The organism is Streptomyces sp. NPDC091412 (assembly GCF_044756885.1).
Taxonomy (GTDB): Bacteria; Actinomycetota; Actinomycetes; order Streptomycetales; family Streptomycetaceae; genus Streptomyces.
The window spans coordinates 125,761-142,492 of record NZ_JBIVTV010000006.1; the positions used below are offsets into that span (position 1 = coordinate 125,761).

General features: G+C 68.7%; 14 protein-coding genes and 1 tRNA gene. 5 read left to right on the plus strand and 10 right to left on the minus strand.

Annotation, left to right across the window (positions count from 1 at the left end; genetic code table 11):
• Positions 1-218: 218 nt before the first annotated feature.
• Positions 219-347: a DLW-39 family protein gene (locus ACIQMV_RS17635; protein WP_003999697.1), complete on the minus strand. Its 129-nt coding sequence runs from the start codon at positions 345-347 to the stop codon at positions 219-221.
• Positions 348-685: 338 nt separating this feature from the next.
• Here ACIQMV_RS17635 and ACIQMV_RS17640 point away from each other — a divergent pair, with 338 nt between their 5' ends.
• Together ACIQMV_RS17640 and ACIQMV_RS17645 are read left to right on the plus strand one after the other, a co-directional pair.
• Positions 686-1,039, plus strand: coding sequence for a DUF6344 domain-containing protein (locus ACIQMV_RS17640; RefSeq protein ID WP_402593665.1), 354 nt, complete (start codon positions 686-688; stop codon positions 1,037-1,039).
• 198 nt (positions 1,040-1,237) lie between these two features.
• Entirely contained in the window at positions 1,238-2,581 is a 1,344-nt protein-coding gene (locus ACIQMV_RS17645; RefSeq protein ID WP_402593667.1) for an MFS transporter, read from the plus strand.
• Positions 2,582-2,694: 113 nt separating this feature from the next.
• Here the strand turns inward: ACIQMV_RS17645 and ACIQMV_RS17650 are convergent.
• The 9 genes from ACIQMV_RS17650 to dnaA all read right to left on the minus strand — a co-directional run bounded on the left by ACIQMV_RS17650 (position 2,695) and on the right by dnaA (position 15,471).
• A tRNA-Ile gene (locus tag ACIQMV_RS17650) sits at positions 2,695-2,771 on the minus strand.
• Positions 2,772-2,904: 133 nt separating this feature from the next.
• Entirely contained in the window at positions 2,905-3,648 is a 744-nt protein-coding gene (locus tag ACIQMV_RS17655) for a DUF3566 domain-containing protein (RefSeq protein ID WP_401775949.1), read from the minus strand.
• Positions 3,649-3,666: 18 nt separating this feature from the next.
• Positions 3,667-6,261 (minus strand): DNA gyrase subunit A, encoded by a 2,595-nt coding sequence (gene gyrA / locus ACIQMV_RS17660; protein ID WP_141359848.1) that lies wholly within the window; start codon positions 6,259-6,261, stop codon positions 3,667-3,669.
• A gap of 42 nt (positions 6,262-6,303) precedes the next feature.
• Positions 6,304-8,385 carry a DNA topoisomerase (ATP-hydrolyzing) subunit B gene (gyrB, locus tag ACIQMV_RS17665; RefSeq protein WP_141359849.1) on the minus strand — a complete coding sequence of 694 codons (2,082 nt, stop codon included), beginning with the start codon at positions 8,383-8,385 and terminating at the stop codon, positions 6,304-6,306.
• Between the two features lie 373 nt (positions 8,386-8,758).
• On the minus strand, positions 8,759-9,295 hold the full coding sequence (locus ACIQMV_RS17670) for a DUF721 domain-containing protein (protein ID WP_141359850.1): 537 nt from the start codon (positions 9,293-9,295) through the stop codon (positions 8,759-8,761).
• Positions 9,292-10,413 (minus strand): DNA replication/repair protein RecF, encoded by a 1,122-nt coding sequence (gene recF, locus ACIQMV_RS17675; RefSeq protein WP_402593669.1) that lies wholly within the window; start codon positions 10,411-10,413, stop codon positions 9,292-9,294. The genes ACIQMV_RS17670 and recF overlap by 4 nt, the downstream gene beginning before the upstream one ends.
• A 53-nt stretch (positions 10,414-10,466) precedes the next feature.
• The gene (gnd, locus tag ACIQMV_RS17680) at positions 10,467-11,342 is read right to left on the minus strand and encodes a phosphogluconate dehydrogenase (NAD(+)-dependent, decarboxylating) (RefSeq protein WP_141359852.1); all 876 of its coding nucleotides are present in this window, start codon (positions 11,340-11,342) and stop codon (positions 10,467-10,469) included.
• Between the two features lie 162 nt (positions 11,343-11,504).
• Entirely contained in the window at positions 11,505-12,635 is a 1,131-nt protein-coding gene (gene dnaN / locus ACIQMV_RS17685; RefSeq protein WP_141359853.1) for a DNA polymerase III subunit beta, read from the minus strand.
• Between the two features lie 838 nt (positions 12,636-13,473).
• Positions 13,474-15,471: a chromosomal replication initiator protein DnaA gene (gene dnaA, locus ACIQMV_RS17690; RefSeq protein WP_402593672.1), complete on the minus strand. Its 1,998-nt coding sequence runs from the start codon at positions 15,469-15,471 to the stop codon at positions 13,474-13,476.
• A 377-nt stretch (positions 15,472-15,848) separates the two neighbouring features.
• Between dnaA and rpmH the strand changes: the two genes are divergently transcribed.
• From rpmH to yidD, 3 genes are read left to right on the plus strand one after another with little or no spacing between them, the layout of a single operon-like run.
• Positions 15,849-15,986 (plus strand): 50S ribosomal protein L34, encoded by a 138-nt coding sequence (gene rpmH / locus ACIQMV_RS17695; RefSeq protein WP_003956500.1) that lies wholly within the window; start codon positions 15,849-15,851, stop codon positions 15,984-15,986.
• Between the two features lie 21 nt (positions 15,987-16,007).
• Positions 16,008-16,379 carry a ribonuclease P protein component gene (gene rnpA, locus ACIQMV_RS17700; protein ID WP_141359855.1) on the plus strand — a complete coding sequence of 124 codons (372 nt, stop codon included), beginning with the start codon at positions 16,008-16,010 and terminating at the stop codon, positions 16,377-16,379.
• Complete coding sequence (gene yidD, locus ACIQMV_RS17705; protein ID WP_141359856.1) at positions 16,376-16,729, plus strand: membrane protein insertion efficiency factor YidD; 354 nt, start codon at positions 16,376-16,378, stop codon at positions 16,727-16,729. The genes rnpA and yidD overlap by 4 nt, the downstream gene beginning before the upstream one ends.
• The last annotated feature ends 3 nt before the right edge of the window (positions 16,730-16,732 follow it).

Here is a 16,732-nt window from a genome sequence, read left to right on the forward strand (position 1 = left end):
TCGCTCCGGACGTCGCCCATCCTGCCCCGAGGGCCGCTACGCCATCCGCGCATTCCCCAGGCACGTGCGCAACACCGGCCTCAGGAGCGACGCCTACCCCACCTTCCGCGACCCCGCAACACGGGGCCCGGCCCCGCAGCCCGGCCGGTTCGGGGGACCACAACACAAAACCCCGACCGCTACGGCGGTCGGGGCCTGCTCAGTTCGGGAATCAGTGCTCACGAACCCGTGGGCACGGAGTCAGTCGCCTCCGTCCACAGATCCTGCTCGGCGCGATCCGCCTGGATCTGGCGGTACACGAGGAGCCCGCCGATGGCGGCCAGTGCGACCAGGAGAAGCTTCTTCACCGCGCGACCTCGTCTTTCCTTGACGTAGGGGACCTCTGGCGCCCGACTATACACACCGGCCGATACCGATCGGTGACCTGCGTCGGCTGTCAACTGCCGTGCGCGTGAGCGCAATAGACGCGGACGAAACCGCTCTCGACCGGAGGGTGATCGCATCCGCACGGACGGTGACTTTGGCCACCCTCCTCCCGGCTTCACACCTTTTCACCGCTCATGAGCCCATCCGAGTGGTGTTCATCCGAAGATCGCTGCGCCACGGGCGTCGGTCCCCCACTTCGCTTCGCTCATACACATGATGAGCAAAGTACGCAAATCGCCCAACCTGAAATTGAGGGGCCATGGAGCAGCACAAGGTCATGAAGCTGTGGACCGCCATCGTCACCGCCTTCCTCGCGCTCTGCACGGCGCTCGGACTCATCACCACGACCGCCTCCGCGGCCTCGGCCGCACCGCAGCCCGAGACGGCGCCCAAGAGCACCGCACCGCTGCCGGCACAGACGACGACGTCCTTGTCCAGTCCCCACACCCGGTCCCTGCCTCCCACGATGAAACAGCGCATCCGCGCCGAGGCCCACGGAAGGACCCCCGGCTGCCGCCACCGCCCGCCGGCCGACGCCTTCTCCCTCGCGGCCGAACCCCGATGCCTCCCGCCCGAACCGCCGGCCCGCCCGACCATCCCCCTCCAGCGCTGACAGTGCCGCACCGGCCCGGCCGGTGCCACCACCAGCACTCATGACGTAACGGCGATTCGCGTACAGCACCTGCCGCATACGCGAAGCTCCCCGGTCATCACGATCGGGGAGCTTCACCTGCGTGGATATCCGGGCCGGCCGTCGTCACCACGGTGAAAGCAAGACGCCCCTGTTCGCGCTCGCTGGTGTCAGCCGTTGATGTCGGGGCACCGACAGCCTCTTGGCAGGCCCGGCCCATACCCACCGGTCTTCGCCACCCCGCGCTGCGCGACCGCGCGTAGTACGGTCCGCCGAGTGAATCTCCGTGCATCTCTGTCTGTCCTGGGCAACCGGCCATTCCGTCTCTTACTGCTGGCCAGGCTGATCTCCGTGAGCGGATCGGCCATGGCTCCCGTGGCGCTCGCCTTCGCCGTTCTCGGGTTCAACGCCCGGCCCGAGGCGCTGGCCACCGTGCTGGCCGGCAACACTCTTCCTCAACTGGTGCTCTTGCTGGTCGGTGGCGTTGTCGCGGACCGGTTCTCCCGCCGCGGCCTGATCGTGTTCGGCAACCTGGCGGCCGGACTGGCCCAGGTCGGCGTCGCGCTCCTGATCGCCACGGGTGCGGCCAACACCACGCGGGTGGCGCTGCTGGCCGCTGTCACGGGCGGTGCCAATGCGCTGATGACCCCGGCAATGAACAGCCTGCTGCCCCAGCTGGTGGACGCCCGGCAACTTCAGGAGGCCAACGTCCTCGTGCGGCTCCCTACCAACGTCGTCAAGATCGCCGCTCCTGCCCTGGGGGGCGCCCTCGTCGCTCTGATCGGCCCGCAATGGGTCCTCAGCTGGGACGCCGCGAGTTTCGCCCTCGCGGCTCTGCTGTGCGCGTTCTTGACCATCGCCGGGACAGCGAAACCCGGTCCGGGCGCCTCCGTGCTGCACGACTTCCGCACCGGCTGGCGGGAGTTCGCGCAGCGTTCCTGGCTCTGGCCCTACACCCTTTCGGGCACCGTCGTCGTGGCCCTGTGGCTCGGCAGCTACCAGCTACTGGGCCCTGTCGTCCTGGACCGTACCGACCTGGGTGCCGCAGCCTGGGGAACAGTGCAGGGCAGTTTCGCTGTCGGGCTCGTTCTCGGTGGCCTCATCGCCCTCCGCTGGAAGCCCGACCGGCTCATGATCGCGTGTGTGGCCACCGGCCTCCCCCTGGCCTTGCCACTCGTGATACTCGCGACCGGACCTCACCTCGTCGCTCTGGCAGCATCAGCAGCCGTGGCCGGAATCGGGCTCGACCTGTCAATCGCCTACTGGAACACCGCGCTGCAGCAACAACTCCCCACAGACGTCTTGGGCCGAGTCACCTCTTTCAGTTCCATCGGAGAACTCATGGCTGTTCCCCTCGGATACGTCATCGTTGGCCTGACCGCCACCTCCACCGGCACGGCTCCCGTCCTCCTGACGAGTGCCGTCCTCATCTTCCTGGCCTCGATCGTTCTGTTTGCCGTGCCCAGCCAGTGGACGATCCGCCGCCTGCCCACGGAGGCGACGGCGCAGCCTGCCACGGCATAACCGCGACTTGGGAGTCAGGGGAGTCAGGAGGCTCCGGGCCGCAGCCGGTCTCTTCGCCTCAAAGCCAGTGATGCAAAAGACCCCCAACCATGATCGGTTGGGGGTCTTTTCGCTGGTGGGGCTAACAGGATTTGAACCTGTGGCCTCATCCTTATCAGGGATGCGCTCTAACCAACTGAGCTATAGCCCCGCCGCGCTTTGCGGTGTGTGTCCCGCGCGCTGACTCCTGAAGATTAGCGCACGAGGGGGGCAGTCCCAAAATCGGTTGTCGGAGTACCGGCAGCGGACGTTCCGCGACACCGGGGCAGGCGCGGCCGGCCCGTCTACTCGTCCTCGGCCAGCGTCAGCTCGACGCCGCCGACGAACCCCGCGGAGAGGTTGTAGATGAACGCTCCGAGGGTCGCGAGGGCGGTCGCCAGCACCACGTCGATCACGGCGATGATCGACGTGAACATCAGCACGTGGGGAAGGGACAGGAAGGACTGGAGGTCGAAGCCGTTCGACTCGTTGGAACCGGTGGCCTCCGAGATCGTCCCGCCGACCGTGGAGAACACGCCCATCGCGTTCATGACCATCCACAGCACGGCGGACGCCACGATCGTGCAGATGCCCAGGGCGATGGAGAGCAGGAAGCTGACCTTCATCACCGACCACGGGTCGGCCTTGGCCACCCGCAGCCGGGCCTTGCGGGTGCGCGGTGCGGTACGCGCGCCCGTGCGCGGTCGGCGCACCGCCTGGGAGGCGGGCTCGGCCGACTGGTAGGCCTGCGGCGGGTGGTACGGCCCGGAGGGCTGCTGCGTCTGCCGCTCCCCCGGCAGCGGAGAGCCCGCCGCCTGCTGACCGGCCGCGGCGTTCGCCTGCTGGGCCTGCGGGCCTCGGGTGTCCGTCACCGTTCCCCCCTGGGATCCGTGAGTGTGGGGCGTGTGCGCATCGGTCGCGGGCGACTTGATCGCTTGCAGGTTGGTCGTATGCGTGTCCGTCGCAGGCGCGGCGGAGCCACGGCCGCCGCCGTCCGCTCCCGTACCAGTGGAGGTACCGGCCGATCCGGCGCCCGTGGCTCCGCTCACGATGACTCTCTCCTCGTGCTACTCGGCCGAGGGCACCTCGCCCTCGTCCGTGCCGCTGGTCGCGGCCCCCTCGGCGGTCTCGTCCACGGCCACGTCGCCGTCGACTTCCTCCGCCTCGCGCCCCGCCTCGGCGTTACGTGCGATACCGACGACGGCATCGCGCTTCCCCAGGTTGATCAGTTGGACGCCCATGGTGTCACGGCCCGTCTCCCTGACCTCATTGACTCGCGTACGAATCACACCGCCCGAGAGCGTGATGGCGAGGATCTCGTCGGTCTCCTCGACAATCAGCGCCCCCACGAGCGAACCGCGGTCCTCCACGATCTTGGCGGCCTTGATGCCGAGGCCGCCGCGACCCTGGACGCGGTACTCGTCGACTCGGGTCCGCTTGGCGTACCCGCCATCGGTGGCAGTGAACACGAACGTACCGGGTCGAACAACATTCATCGAGAGCAGTTCGTCGCTCCCGCGGAAACTCATGCCCTTGACACCCGAGGTGGCACGGCCCATCGGACGCAGAGTGTCGTCGGAGGCGGTGAACCTGATCGATTGCGCCTTCTTGCTGATCAGAAGCAGATCGTCATCGGCGGAGACCAGCTCGGCCCCGATCAGTTCGTCATCGGAACCGTCCTCCTGCTCGCGCAGGTTGATCGCGATGACACCACCGGAGCGAGGCGAATCGTAATCCTTCAGAGGCGTCTTCTTGACCAGGCCCGCCTTGGTGCCGAGCACCAGGTACGGCGCCGCCTCGTAGTCGCGGATCGCGAGGATCTGGGCGATCGCCTCGTCCGGCTGGAAGGCCAGCAGGTTCGCCACGTGCTGGCCGCGCGCGTCCCGGCCGGCATCCGGCAGCTCGTAGGCCTTGGCCCGGTAGACCCGGCCCTTGTTGGTGAAGAACAGCAGCCAGTGGTGCGTGGTGGAGACGAAGAAGTGGTCGACGATGTCGTCTTCCTTCAGCTTCGTACCGCGCACGCCCTTGCCGCCGCGCTTCTGGGCGCGGTAGTCGTCGGTCTTGGTCCGCTTGATGTAGCCGCCGCGGCTGACCGTGACGACGATGTCCTCTTCGGCGATCAGGTCCTCGATGGACATGTCGCCCTCGTAGGGGATCAGCTTCGTCTTGCGGTCGTCGCCGAACTTCTCGACGATCGCGGCCAGCTCCGCGCTGACGATCCCGCGCTGGCGGACCGGCGAGGCGAGGATCTCGTTGTACTCGGTGATCTTCGCCTGGAGCTCGTCGTGCTCCTGGACGATCTTCTGGCGCTCCAGGGCGGCCAGACGACGCAGCTGCATCTCGAGGATGGCGTTGGCCTGGATCTCGTCGATCTCCAGCAGGCCCATCAAGCCCTCGCGCGCGACCTCGACGGTCGCGCTGCGTCGGATCAGCGCGATGACCTCGTCGATGGCGTCCAGGGCCTTGAGCAGGCCACGCAGGATGTGGGCGCGCTCCTCGGCCTTGCGCAGCCGGAAGCGGGTCCGGCGGACGACGACCTCGATCTGGTGCGTCACCCAGTGGCGGATGAACGCGTCCAGCGACAGGGTGCGCGGCACGCCGTCGACCAGCGCCAGCATGTTGGCGCCGAAGTTGGTCTGGAGGTCGGTGTGCTTGTAGAGGTTGTTCAGGACGACCTTGGCGACCGCGTCCCGCTTGAGGACGATCACAAGGCGCTGACCGGTGCGCGAGCTGGTCTCGTCGCGGACGTCCGCGATGCCGCCGATCTTGCCGTCCTTCACCAGGTCGGCGATCTTCTGCGCGAGGTTGTCCGGGTTGACCTGGTACGGCAGCTCCGTGACCACCAGGCACTGGCGGTTCTGGATCTCCTCGACCTCGACCACGGCGCGCATGGTGATCGAGCCCCGGCCGGTGCGGTACGCCTCCTCGATGCCCTTGCGGCCGACGACGAGCGCTCCGGTGGGGAAGTCCGGGCCCTTGATCCGCTCGATCAGCGCGTCGAGGAGCTCCTCGTGGGAGGCCTCCGGGTTCTCCAGGTACCACTGGGCACCGGAGGCGACCTCGCGCAGGTTGTGCGACGGGATGTTGGTCGCCATGCCCACCGCGATACCGGCCGAGCCGTTGATCAGCAGGTTCGGGAAGCGGGACGGCAGGACGGTCGGCTCCTGGGAGCGGCCGTCGTAGTTGTCCGTGAAGTCGACGGTCTCCTCGTCGATGTCGCGGACCATCTCCATCGACAGCGGCGCCATCTTGCACTCGGTGTAGCGCATGGCCGCCGCCGGGTCGTTGCCCGGCGAGCCGAAGTTGCCGTTGGAGTCCACCAGCGGCATCCGCATCGCCCACGGCTGCGCCAGGCGGACCAGCGCGTCGTAGATCGAGGAGTCGCCGTGCGGGTGGTAGTTGCCCATGACGTCGCCGACGACACGGGCGCACTTGTAGAAGCCTCGCTCGGGGCGGTAGCCGCCGTCGTACATGGCGTACAGGACGCGGCGGTGGACGGGCTTGAGACCGTCCCGGACGTCGGGCAGCGCACGCGAGACGATGACGGACATCGCGTAGTCGAGGTAGGAGCGCTGCATCTCCGTCTCGAGCCCGACGGGCTCGACGCGCATGGCGAGGTCGCCGCCCTCTTCAGGGGTGACTGGAGTGTTCTCGTCGGCCATTGCTGGTGAGGTTCCTTCCTGGTTCGGTCAGCTGAGACCGACTCAGATGTCGAGGAAGCGGACGTCCTTGGCGTTGCGCTGGATGAACTGGCGGCGGGCCTCGACGTCCTCGCCCATCAGGACCGAGAACAGGTCGTCGGCCTGAGCGGCGTCGTCGAGGGTGACCTGGCCGAGCACGCGGTGCTCCTGGTCCATGGTGGTCACGCGCAGCTCCTCGGCGTTCATCTCGCCGAGGCCCTTGAAGCGCTGGATCGAGTCCTCCCGCACCCGCTTGCCGCGCTGGCGGCCCAGCTCCAGGAGCGCGTCGCGCTCGCGGTCGGAGTACGCGTACTCGACGTCCTCCCGGCCCCACTTGATCTTGTACAGCGGGGGGCGGGACAGGAACACGTGCCCGGCCTCGACCAGGGGCCGCATGAAGCGGAACAGGAAGGTCAGCAGCAGGGTGTTGATGTGCTGGCCGTCGACGTCGGCGTCCGCCATCAGGATGATCTTGTGATAGCGGAGCTTCTCGATGTCGAAGTCCTCGTGCACACCTGTGCCGAACGCGGAGATCAGCGCCTGGATCTCCTGGTTCTGGAGGATCTTGTCGATCCGCGCCTTCTCGACGTTGAGGATCTTGCCGCGGATCGGCAGGATCGCCTGGTACTCCGGGTTGCGGCCGGACTTGGCCGAGCCGCCGGCGGAGTCACCCTCGACGATGAAGATCTCGCACTTGGTGGGGTCGTTCGACTGGCAGTCGGAGAGCTTGCCCGGCAGGGAGGCGGACTCCAGCAGGCCCTTGCGGCGGGTGAGGTCACGGGCCTTGCGAGCCGCCACGCGCGCGGTGGCCGCCTGGATGCCCTTGCGGATGATGTCCGCCGCCTCGACCGGGTTGCGGTCCAGCCAGTCGTTCAGGTGTTCGTAAACGGCCTTCTGGACGAAGGTCTTCGCCTCCGTGTTGCCCAGCTTGGTCTTGGTCTGGCCCTCGAACTGCGGCTCGCTCAGCTTGACCGAGATGATCGCGGTCAGACCCTCGCGGATGTCGTCGCCCGTGAGGTTGTCGTCCTTGTCGCGCAGCAGCTTCTTGTCGCGCGCGTACTTGTTGATCAGGCTGGTGAGGGCCGCGCGGAAGCCCTCCTCGTGCGTACCGCCCTCGTGCGTGTGGATGATGTTCGCGAAGGAGTACACGCCCTCGCTGTAGCCGCCGTTCCACTGCATGGCGACCTCGAGGGACAGGCTCTTGTCCTTGTCCTCGGCCTCCAGATCGATGACCGTGGGGTGCACCACCTCCCCCTTGCGGGAGTTGAGGTACTTCACGAAGTCGACGATGCCGCCGTCGTAGCGGTAGACGACCGCCTTGACCTCGTCCTTCTCGTCCGCGCCCGCCTCGTCCGCGCCGGACGTGGCCTTCGCGGACTCGCGCTCGTCGGTGAGCTTGATCGTCAAGCCCTTGTTGAGGAACGCCATCTCCTGGAAACGCCGCGACAGCGTCTCGAAGGAGTAGTCGGTGGTCTCGAAGATGTCCGGGTCGGCCCAGAACGTCACCGAGGTGCCGGTGTCGCCGGTCTCCTCGTGCTGGGCGAGCGGGGCCGTCGGCACGCCCAGCTTGTAGTCCTGCGTCCAGCGGTGACCGTCGGTCCTGATCTCGACCGACACCTTGCTGGACAGAGCGTTCACGACGGAGACGCCGACGCCGTGCAGACCGCCGGAAACCGCGTAACCACCGCCGCCGAACTTGCCGCCCGCGTGCAGCACGGTCAGCACGACCTCGACGGCGGGCTTGCCCTCGGACGGGACGATGCCCACGGGGATGCCACGGCCGTTGTCGACCACGCGGACGCCGCCGTCGGCGAGGATCGTCACGTCGATCGTGTCCGCGTGCCCGGCCAGCGCCTCGTCGACTGAGTTGTCGACCACCTCGTACACGAGGTGGTGCAGGCCACGCTCACCGGTGGAACCGATGTACATGCCGGGTCGCTTGCGGACCGCGTCCAGGCCCTCGAGCACGGTGATCGCGCTGGCGTCGTAAGAGGCCGTGACCTCACCGTTCGAGGATGCGGCCCCGTTCACGCCGGCTTCGGTGGACGGGATGTTCTCGTTGGGGTTGCCGGAATCGGCCACGAAGCGCCCTTTCTGGCACAGCACGAGCCGGGCTCGTCGGCGGGTTGCCGGAGCGGCTGCGGCATGTTGCGTTGGTAAGCCTTGCTCAGCGTTGCTCAGCTTTTCCCGGACGGTCCCCACGATTGGGGCGGGATTGCCTTCCAGTCTACCGGTAGCGCTGACAGTGATGGGGGTTTGCCGGTACCTGAGTACGCATGTGGCGCCCTCAACCGGTCTTGGCCGGGTCCCGATATGCACAAGGGGGCTCCGAGAGGCTCACAGCGGCACTCAGCGCTTCCGGACGTCAACACTTCGCTACTCCCGGGTCAGGTCGGGATTCGCAAGGGCGTGCGGTTGTACGAAGGACGGCCGTCATGGGCCCGGAGATGGCCACCACAAACCCGTTGTGTGACGTCTGTCACCCATAGGTGTCGCCGGGGCCCGTGCTGCCCGGCACCCGCAGCGGACCGTACCTGCGACCGCCACCGCCCGGCCCGAAGACCTTGATCGTCCGCACCGCGCCGTGCCCCAGGTCCTCGTTGAGCCGGGCCACCAGCGTCGGAGCGAGCAGACGCAGGTTCGTCGCCCACGCCGTCGAGTCGCAGCGCACCGTCAGCACCCGCTCGTCCTCGTCGTACCGGTCCGGCACGCAGTGCTTGGCCAGATCCGCCCCGACGATCTGCGGCCAGCGCCCCATCACGCCGCCCACCGCGGCCGGCGCCTCCCAGCCCCGTTCGGTGATCAGCCGGTTGATCGCGGCGCCGAGAGCCATCGGATCACGGCCGTCGGCCCGCGCGCCGGAACGCAGACCGCCACGCCGTGCCTGCCTGCGCTGCTGCGCCGCGTCCCCACGCGCGCGTGCCGCCTCCTTCGCCGCGCGCAGCGCCACGCGCGCCAGGTCGACGCCCGACGGCTCGGGCGCCTTCCCCCGGCCCGGGTCCCGCTCGCCGCTCATACGCGCTCCACCGTTCCGTCCGACACGGCGAACCGCGTACCCGTCAGCAGGTGCGGCACGTCGTCGTCGACCGCGGCGGTCACCAGGACCTGCTCACCGGGCGCCACCAGCTCCGCCAGCCGCTCACGGCGACGGGTGTCCAGCTCCGCGAAGACGTCGTCGAGGATCAGCACCGGCTCGTTGCCCTCCGCGCGCAGCAGGTCGTACGACGCCAGACGCAGTGCCAGCGCGAACGACCAGGACTCCCCGTGGGAGGCGTACCCCTTCGCAGGCAGCTGACCGAGTCCGAGCACCACGTCGTCCCGGTGCGGCCCCACCAGCGTCACGCCCCGTTCGATCTCCTGCTTGCGGACGTCCGCGAGCGCGGCCATCAGCTGCGCGAAGAGATCCTCACGCGTGTGGGCCTCGCCGGGCGCCGACGGCTTGTACTCCAGCACGACCGGACCGCCGCCGGGAGCCAGCTGCTCGTACGCCTTGTCCGCCAGCGGCTCCAGCGCGCCGAGCAGGTCCAGGCGCTGGGCGAGCAGCTCGGCACCCGCCCGCGCCAGATGCTGGTCCCACACGTCCAGTGTGGACAGGTCCATCGAACGGCCACCGTGCCGACGCGCCAGCGCGGCCGACTTCAGCAGCGTGTTGCGCTGCTTGAGCACCCGCTCGTAGTCGGAGCGCACCCCAGCCATGCGTGGAGAACGCGCCGTCACCAGCTCGTCGAGGAAACGCCGCCGCTCCCCGGGATCGCCCTTGACCAGGGCCAGGTCCTCGGGCGCGAACAGCACGGTGCGTACGATGCCCAGCACATCCCGCGGCCTGACCTGCGAGGACCGGTTGATACGGGCGCGGTTGGCCCGGCCGGGGTTCAGCTCCAGCTCGACCAGCTGCTGCCGCTCGCCCTGCCGCACCTGCGCCCGGATCACCGCACGCTCGGCGCCCATGCGGACCAGCGGGGCGTCGGAGGTGACCCGGTGGCTGCCGAGCGTGGCCAGGTAGCCGATCGCCTCGACGAGGTTCGTCTTGCCCTGGCCGTTGGGGCCGACGAACGCCGTGACACCCCGGTCGAGCGGAACCTCGGCCCGGCCGTACGAGCGGAAGTCGGCCAGCGACAGATGCGTGACGTGCATGGTCGTTCGCCGACCTCCCCCGGCGTTGCGGACCGCTCAGGCGGTCCGGTGGACTACTTCTTCTCCACGGCGTGACCGCCGAACTGGTTGCGCAGCGCGGCGATCATCTTCATCTGCGGCGAGTCCTCCTGGCGCGAGGAGAACCGCGCGAACAGCGAGGCCGTTATCGCGGGCAGCGGCACGGCGTTGTCGATGGCGGCCTCCACGGTCCACCGGCCCTCGCCGGAGTCCTGCGCGTAGCCCCTCAGCTGCTCCAGGTGCTCGTCCTCGTCGAGGGAGTTCACCGCCAGGTCGAGCAGCCAGGAGCGGATGACGGTGCCCTCCTGCCAGGAGCGGAAGACCTCGCGGACGTTCTCCACGGAGTCGACCTTCTCCAGCAGCTCCCAGCCCTCGGCGTAGGCCTGCATCATCGCGTACTCGATGCCGTTGTGGACCATCTTGGCGAAGTGGCCCGCCCCGACCTTGCCGGCGTGCACCGCGCCGAGGTCGCCCTCCGGCTTGAGTGCGTCGAAGACCGGCTGCACCTTGGCGACGTTCTCCGCGTCGCCGCCGTACATCAGCGCGTAGCCGTTCTCCAGGCCCCACACGCCGCCGGAGACGCCGCAGTCGACGAAGCCGATGCCCTTGGCGGCCAGCTCCTCCGCATGCCTCTCGTCGTCCGTCCAGCGGGAGTTCCCGCCGTCCACGACCACGTCGCCGGGCTCCAGCAGCTCGGCGAGGGCGTCGATCGTGCCCTGGGTGGGCTCGCCGGCCGGGACCATCACCCAGACCACGCGCGGGCCGTGGAGCTTGCCCACAAGCTCTTCCAGGCTGTGGACATCGGCGAGGTCCGGGTTGCGGTCGTATCCGATGACGGTGTGGCCGGCGCGGCGGATCCGCTCGCGCATGTTGCCGCCCATCTTGCCGAGGCCGACGAGACCGAGCTCCATCAGTTGCGTTCCTTAGGTTTCACGACGTGACGTTGCGGCACTTTCGTACCTGCGTCCGAGCCTAGACCCGGACGCTCGCGCACATCCGTGGGCATAAGCGCTCATACGTATGCCCGGACCTGAGGTCGCCACCTGCGGAAACGCGCCCGGCCGTCAGCCGGCTCAGCCGCTCAGCCGTACCGGCATGATCAGGTACTTGTAGGCCTCGTCCGCCTCGGCGTCCACCGCGGGCTTGCCGCTGAGCAGCGCCGGCTTGGTGGACGTCGTGAAGGACAGCTGGGCCACCGGGGAGTCGATCGCACTGAGGCCGTCCAGCAGGAACGTCGGGTTGAAGGCGATCGAGATGTCGTCGCCCTCCAGCTGCGCGTCGACCCTCTCCACAGCCTGTGCGTCGTCGCTGGAGCCGGCCTCCAGGATCAGCACGCCCTGCTCGAAGCTCAGACGCACCGGGGTGTTGCGCTCGGCGACCAGCGCCACGCGCTTGACGGCCTCCACGAAGGGGGCGGTCTCGATGACGGCCACGGAGTTGAACTCCGTCGGGAACAGGGTCCGGTACTTCGGGAGGTCGCCCTCCAGCAGACGCGTGGTCGTGCGCCGCCCGGCACCCTCGAAGCCGATCAGGCCCTCACCGGCACCCGAGCCGGACAGCGCCAGGATCACGCTGTCGCCGCTGGTCAGCGCCTTGGCGGTGTCCAGCAGGGTCTTGGCGGGCACCAGGGCGACCGCGGAGGCGTCCGGGTTCTCCGGCTTCCACAGGAACTCGCGGACCGCGAAGCGGTAGCGGTCGGTGGAGGCCAGCGTGACGGTGTCGCCCTCGATCTCGATGCGGACACCGGTCAGCACGGGCAGCGTGTCGTCGCGGCCGGCCGCGATCGCCACCTGCTGCACGGCGGAGGCGAAGACCTCGCCGGGAACCGTGCCCGTCGCGTTCGGCATCTGCGGGAGCGCCGGGTACTCCTCCACAGGCAGGGTGTGGAGGGTGAAGCGCGAGGAGCCGCAGACCACCGTCGCCCGTACACCGTCTGTGGAGATCTCCACCGGACGGTTGGGCAGGGCGCGCGAGATGTCGGCGAGCAGGCGACCGGAGACGAGGACCGTGCCCTCCTCGTCGACCTCGGCCTCCACCGACACGCGCGCGGAGACCTCGTAGTCGAAGCTGGACAGGCTCAGCTGGCCGTCCTCCGCCTTGAGCAGCAGGCCGGCGAGAACAGGCGCCGGCGGACGGGCCGGGAGGCTGCGTGCCGCCCAGGCCACTGCCTCCGCGAGTACGTCGCGTTCCACCCGGATCTTCACCGTAAGCCGCCTCCTGCTGTTGCTACTGAGTCCTCCGACTCGGTGTCACCGCCCACTGGGACAGGAAGAACACCGGGGACCAGTCTGACGCACGGCACTGACAGTAGGCGCCTGTCGGGGTCAAGTCGCTCCGAGGGGCAGTCGGGCCCGAGAGCTCGAGTTGTGCACAGGGCCCGCTTCGAAACGGATTCCGCACTCTCTCTAGTCGGGAGTAGTAGTAGGCCCTGTGGATACCGTGGATAACCACGTTTGCCCAGCTCAGCGCGGAAATTTTATCCACTGGCCCTGTGGGTGGGACCGGTGGACAACCGGGCGTCTCTGTGGAGAACGGGAAGTTCTGCACACCCTGCCCACAGCCCGAGGGCAGTTCTCCCCAGCTGCGTCCCCAGGTTTACCCACGTTTCCCACACGCCAATCGCGCACCTCGGTGTGACGGCTTTCACTCGACGCGGTGACCGGGGGCGCCACGTTGCCGAACAGTGGACAGGGGTGTGGAGAAGCCGCCGATCACTGGGGACAACGGTCTCCAGCCTGTGGGTTGCCGGTGGACAACTCTGGCTGCGGCCTGTGGAGCAACTCTTCGTCCACAGTCTGTGGAGAGTGCTCGTCCACGATTCCACAGGCCCCTGAGCTGGTGTGATGGTGTTCCGACCACACAGCCTGTGGATGCGATCTGGACAACTTCCCAGTCCCCAGGATGTGGACGGAAGAAAGTCGCCGAATCTGTGGAGGACGGCCGTAACCCGGTGCGGATTCGAACAGCGGCGGACGCCACAACGACTCAGGGCGCCCCCGGGATCCGCTCCCGGAGGCGCCCTGAGCGCCGCTCCGCGTGTTCTCAGCCGTTCTTGATGCGGTTGGTCAGCTCCGTGACCTGGTTGTAGATGGAGCGCCGCTCGGCCATCAGGGCGCGGATCTTCCGGTCGGCGTGCATGACGGTCGTGTGGTCGCGGCCACCGAACTGGGCGCCGATCTTCGGCAGCGACAGATCGGTCAGCTCGCGGCACAGGTACATGGCGATCTGGCGGGCGGTGACCAGGGCCCGGCCGCGCGAGGTGCCGCACAGGTCCTCGACGGTGAGGCCGAAGTAGTCGGCCGTGGCCGCCATGATGGCCGTCGCCGTGATCTCCGGAGCCGCGTCCTCGCCGCCGGGGATCAGGTCCTTCAGGACGATCTCCGTCAGGCCCAGGTCCACCGGCTGCCGGTTGAGCGAGGCGAACGCCGTCACCCGGATCAGCGCGCCCTCCAGCTCGCGGATGTTGCGCGAGATCCGGGAGGCGATGAACTCCAGCACCTCCGGCGGGGCGTTCAGCTGCTCCTGCACCGCCTTCTTGCGCAGGATCGCGATACGGGTCTCCAGCTCGGGCGGCTGGACGTCGGTGATCAGGCCCCACTCGAACCGGTTGCGCAGCCGGTCCTCCAGGGTCACCAGCTGCTTGGGCGGCCGGTCGCTGGAGAGCACGATCTGCTTGTTGGCGTTGTGGAGGGTGTTGAAGGTGTGGAAGAACTCCTCCTGCGTCGACTCCTTGTCCGCGAGGAACTGGATGTCGTCGACGAGCAGGATGTCCATCTCGCGGTAGCGCTTGCGGAAGCTGTCGCCCTTGCCGTCGCGGATGGAGTTGATGAACTCGTTGGTGAACTCCTCGGAGCTCACGTAGCGCACGCGCGTGCCCGGGTACAGGCTGCGCGCGTAGTGGCCGATCGCGTGCAGCAGGTGGGTCTTGCCGAGTCCGGACTCCCCGTAGATGAACAGGGGGTTGTACGCCTTGGCGGGTGCCTCGGCGACGGCGACCGCGGCCGCGTGCGCGAAGCGGTTGGACGCGCCGATGACGAACGTGTCGAAGAGGTACTTGGGGTTCAGGCGCGCGGTCGGCTCGCCGGGGCCGGTCGCCGGTGCGGGCTGCGCGGCCAGCGGGCCGGGGGCGCCGGTGGCGGGCAGGTTCGGACCCACCGGGCCGCCGCGGTGCACCTGGCCGGAGCCGGCCGGCGGTTCCGGCGGCTCGCGGTGGCCGGCGTCGCGCTGGTCGTAGTCGCGGGCGTCGTACTCGCCGCGGGACGGGTCGTAGTCGGAGCGCGGCTGGTCGTACGGCGGGCGCTCCATCGACGGGGACCGGTAGTCCTGCGCGTAGGAGTCGTGGGCCGGCGGATAGGCGTCCTGGCGGCCGTACCCGGTGTCCTGCGGGCCGTAGGGGTCCTGGGACGGCGAGGCGTAGGGGTCCCGCTCCGGGAAGCCGAGCCGCTGCTGCTGCCACCCGTAGTCGTCCTGGTGGTGACGCGGCCAGGCGCCGGGCTCGGGACGCTGGTACTCGGCGTATTCCGACGGATAGGCGGGGCGGGCGGTCGGGAGCTGGTCGCCACCGTCCGCCGGCTGCGGGCTCGTGCGCGGGGGCGGGGGCGGCAGGTGGTCGCCCTGGGCGCCCGGGAACTGGTCGTGGCGGGCGGGACGGTGGACGTCCGCCCGGCGCCGGCCGTAGCCCTCGTAGCCGCCGCCCTGGCCCGTGGGCAGCTCCTGGTCCTCGTAGCGCGGCGCCGGTGCGGGCGCGGGGGCCTGGGGCTCGCCGACGGAGCTGTCGACGGTGATCGCGATCCGGATCGGGCGGCCGCACTCACGGCTCAGCGTCTCGCTCACGACCGGGGCGAGGCGCCCTTCGAGTACGCCCTTGGCGAACTCGTTCGGTACGGCGAGCAGCGCCGTGTCCGCGACCAGCGCGAGGGGCTGGCAGCGCCGGATCCAGTGTTCGTCCTTCGTCTCGACGCCCTGTCCGCGTCCCTCACCGAGAAGCTGCTCCAGAACTCGTGGCCACACTGCGGCAAGATCGGCAGGTACGTCAGCCACAGGGCACGCTCTCTCGCAGGTCCCGCGAACGTGTGGTGCGGGACGGATCGGTATCTAAAACGGGTGGGGCGGGGGACATGGGAACGAATCGGAGTCCAGTCACGGTAGTCAGGGCCACGGGTGCGGTTCAAGTCGTTGTCCCCAGGCTGTGGACAGTGTCTCTCGGAGGCAGCTGGTTTGACCGAATGGCGTAGCCGCGCGTACCGTAACCAGGTCGAGTTGTCGATGGCTGCTGCCGCCTGCCTCCGAAGGGCACAGATCACGTCTTAGGGTGATCGGAAAGCGGTGCACTCGGGCGTTACTGCGAGCTGATCGTGGGCGCACGGTGACAGCCAGGACGGCACCCCGCCACTACTGATTCTTTCTGGAGCCCCCGAGTGAGCAAGCGCACCTTCCAGCCGAACAACCGTCGTCGCGCGAAGACCCACGGCTTCCGGCTGCGTATGCGCACCCGTGCCGGCCGCGCGATTCTCGCGTCCCGCCGCAGCAAGGGTCGCGCCCGTCTGTCCGCCTGATTCCGGTCAGGTCATGACATCGTGCTGCCCACCGAGAACCGGCTGAGGCGGCGCGAGGATTTCGCGACCGCGGTACGGCGAGGGCGTCGCTCTGGACGCCCGCTTCTCGTCGTCCATCTACGTAGCGGTGCCACGGACCCGCACGTGCCAGGGGAGAGCGCTCCCCCGTCACGTGCGGGTTTCGTCGTGAGCAAGGCGGTGGGTGGCGCGGTCGTCCGCAACGCGGTGAAGCGCAGACTTCGCCATCTGATGCGTGACCGAGTCGCCTTGCTGCCCCCCGGTAGCCTGGTAGTCGTACGAGCGCTGCCCGGTGCGGGCGACGCCGATCACGCACAGCTGGCCCGAGACCTGGATGCCGCCCTTCAGCGGCTGCTGGGAGGGGGCACGCGATGAAGTACCCGCTGCTGGCTCTGATCAAGCTGTACCAGTGGACCATCAGCCCGTTGCTCGGGCCGGTGTGCAAGTACTACCCGTCGTGTTCCCACTACGGCTACACGGCCATCGACCGGCACGGTGCGATCAAGGGGACCGCGCTCACCGCGTGGCGCATCCTGCGGTGCAATCCGTGGTCGCTCGGCGGTGTGGACCATGTCCCGCCGCGCAAGCGTCCGCGGTGGCACGAAATGCTGCGTGACGCCTGGCGTGCGCGCAGGGGCGGGCCCTCCGCCGCCGAAACGGCCACCGACGGGAAGAAGCCGGCGGTCCCGGCCGCAGAGACCTCGCCCCATGCCCAAGGAGCATGATTA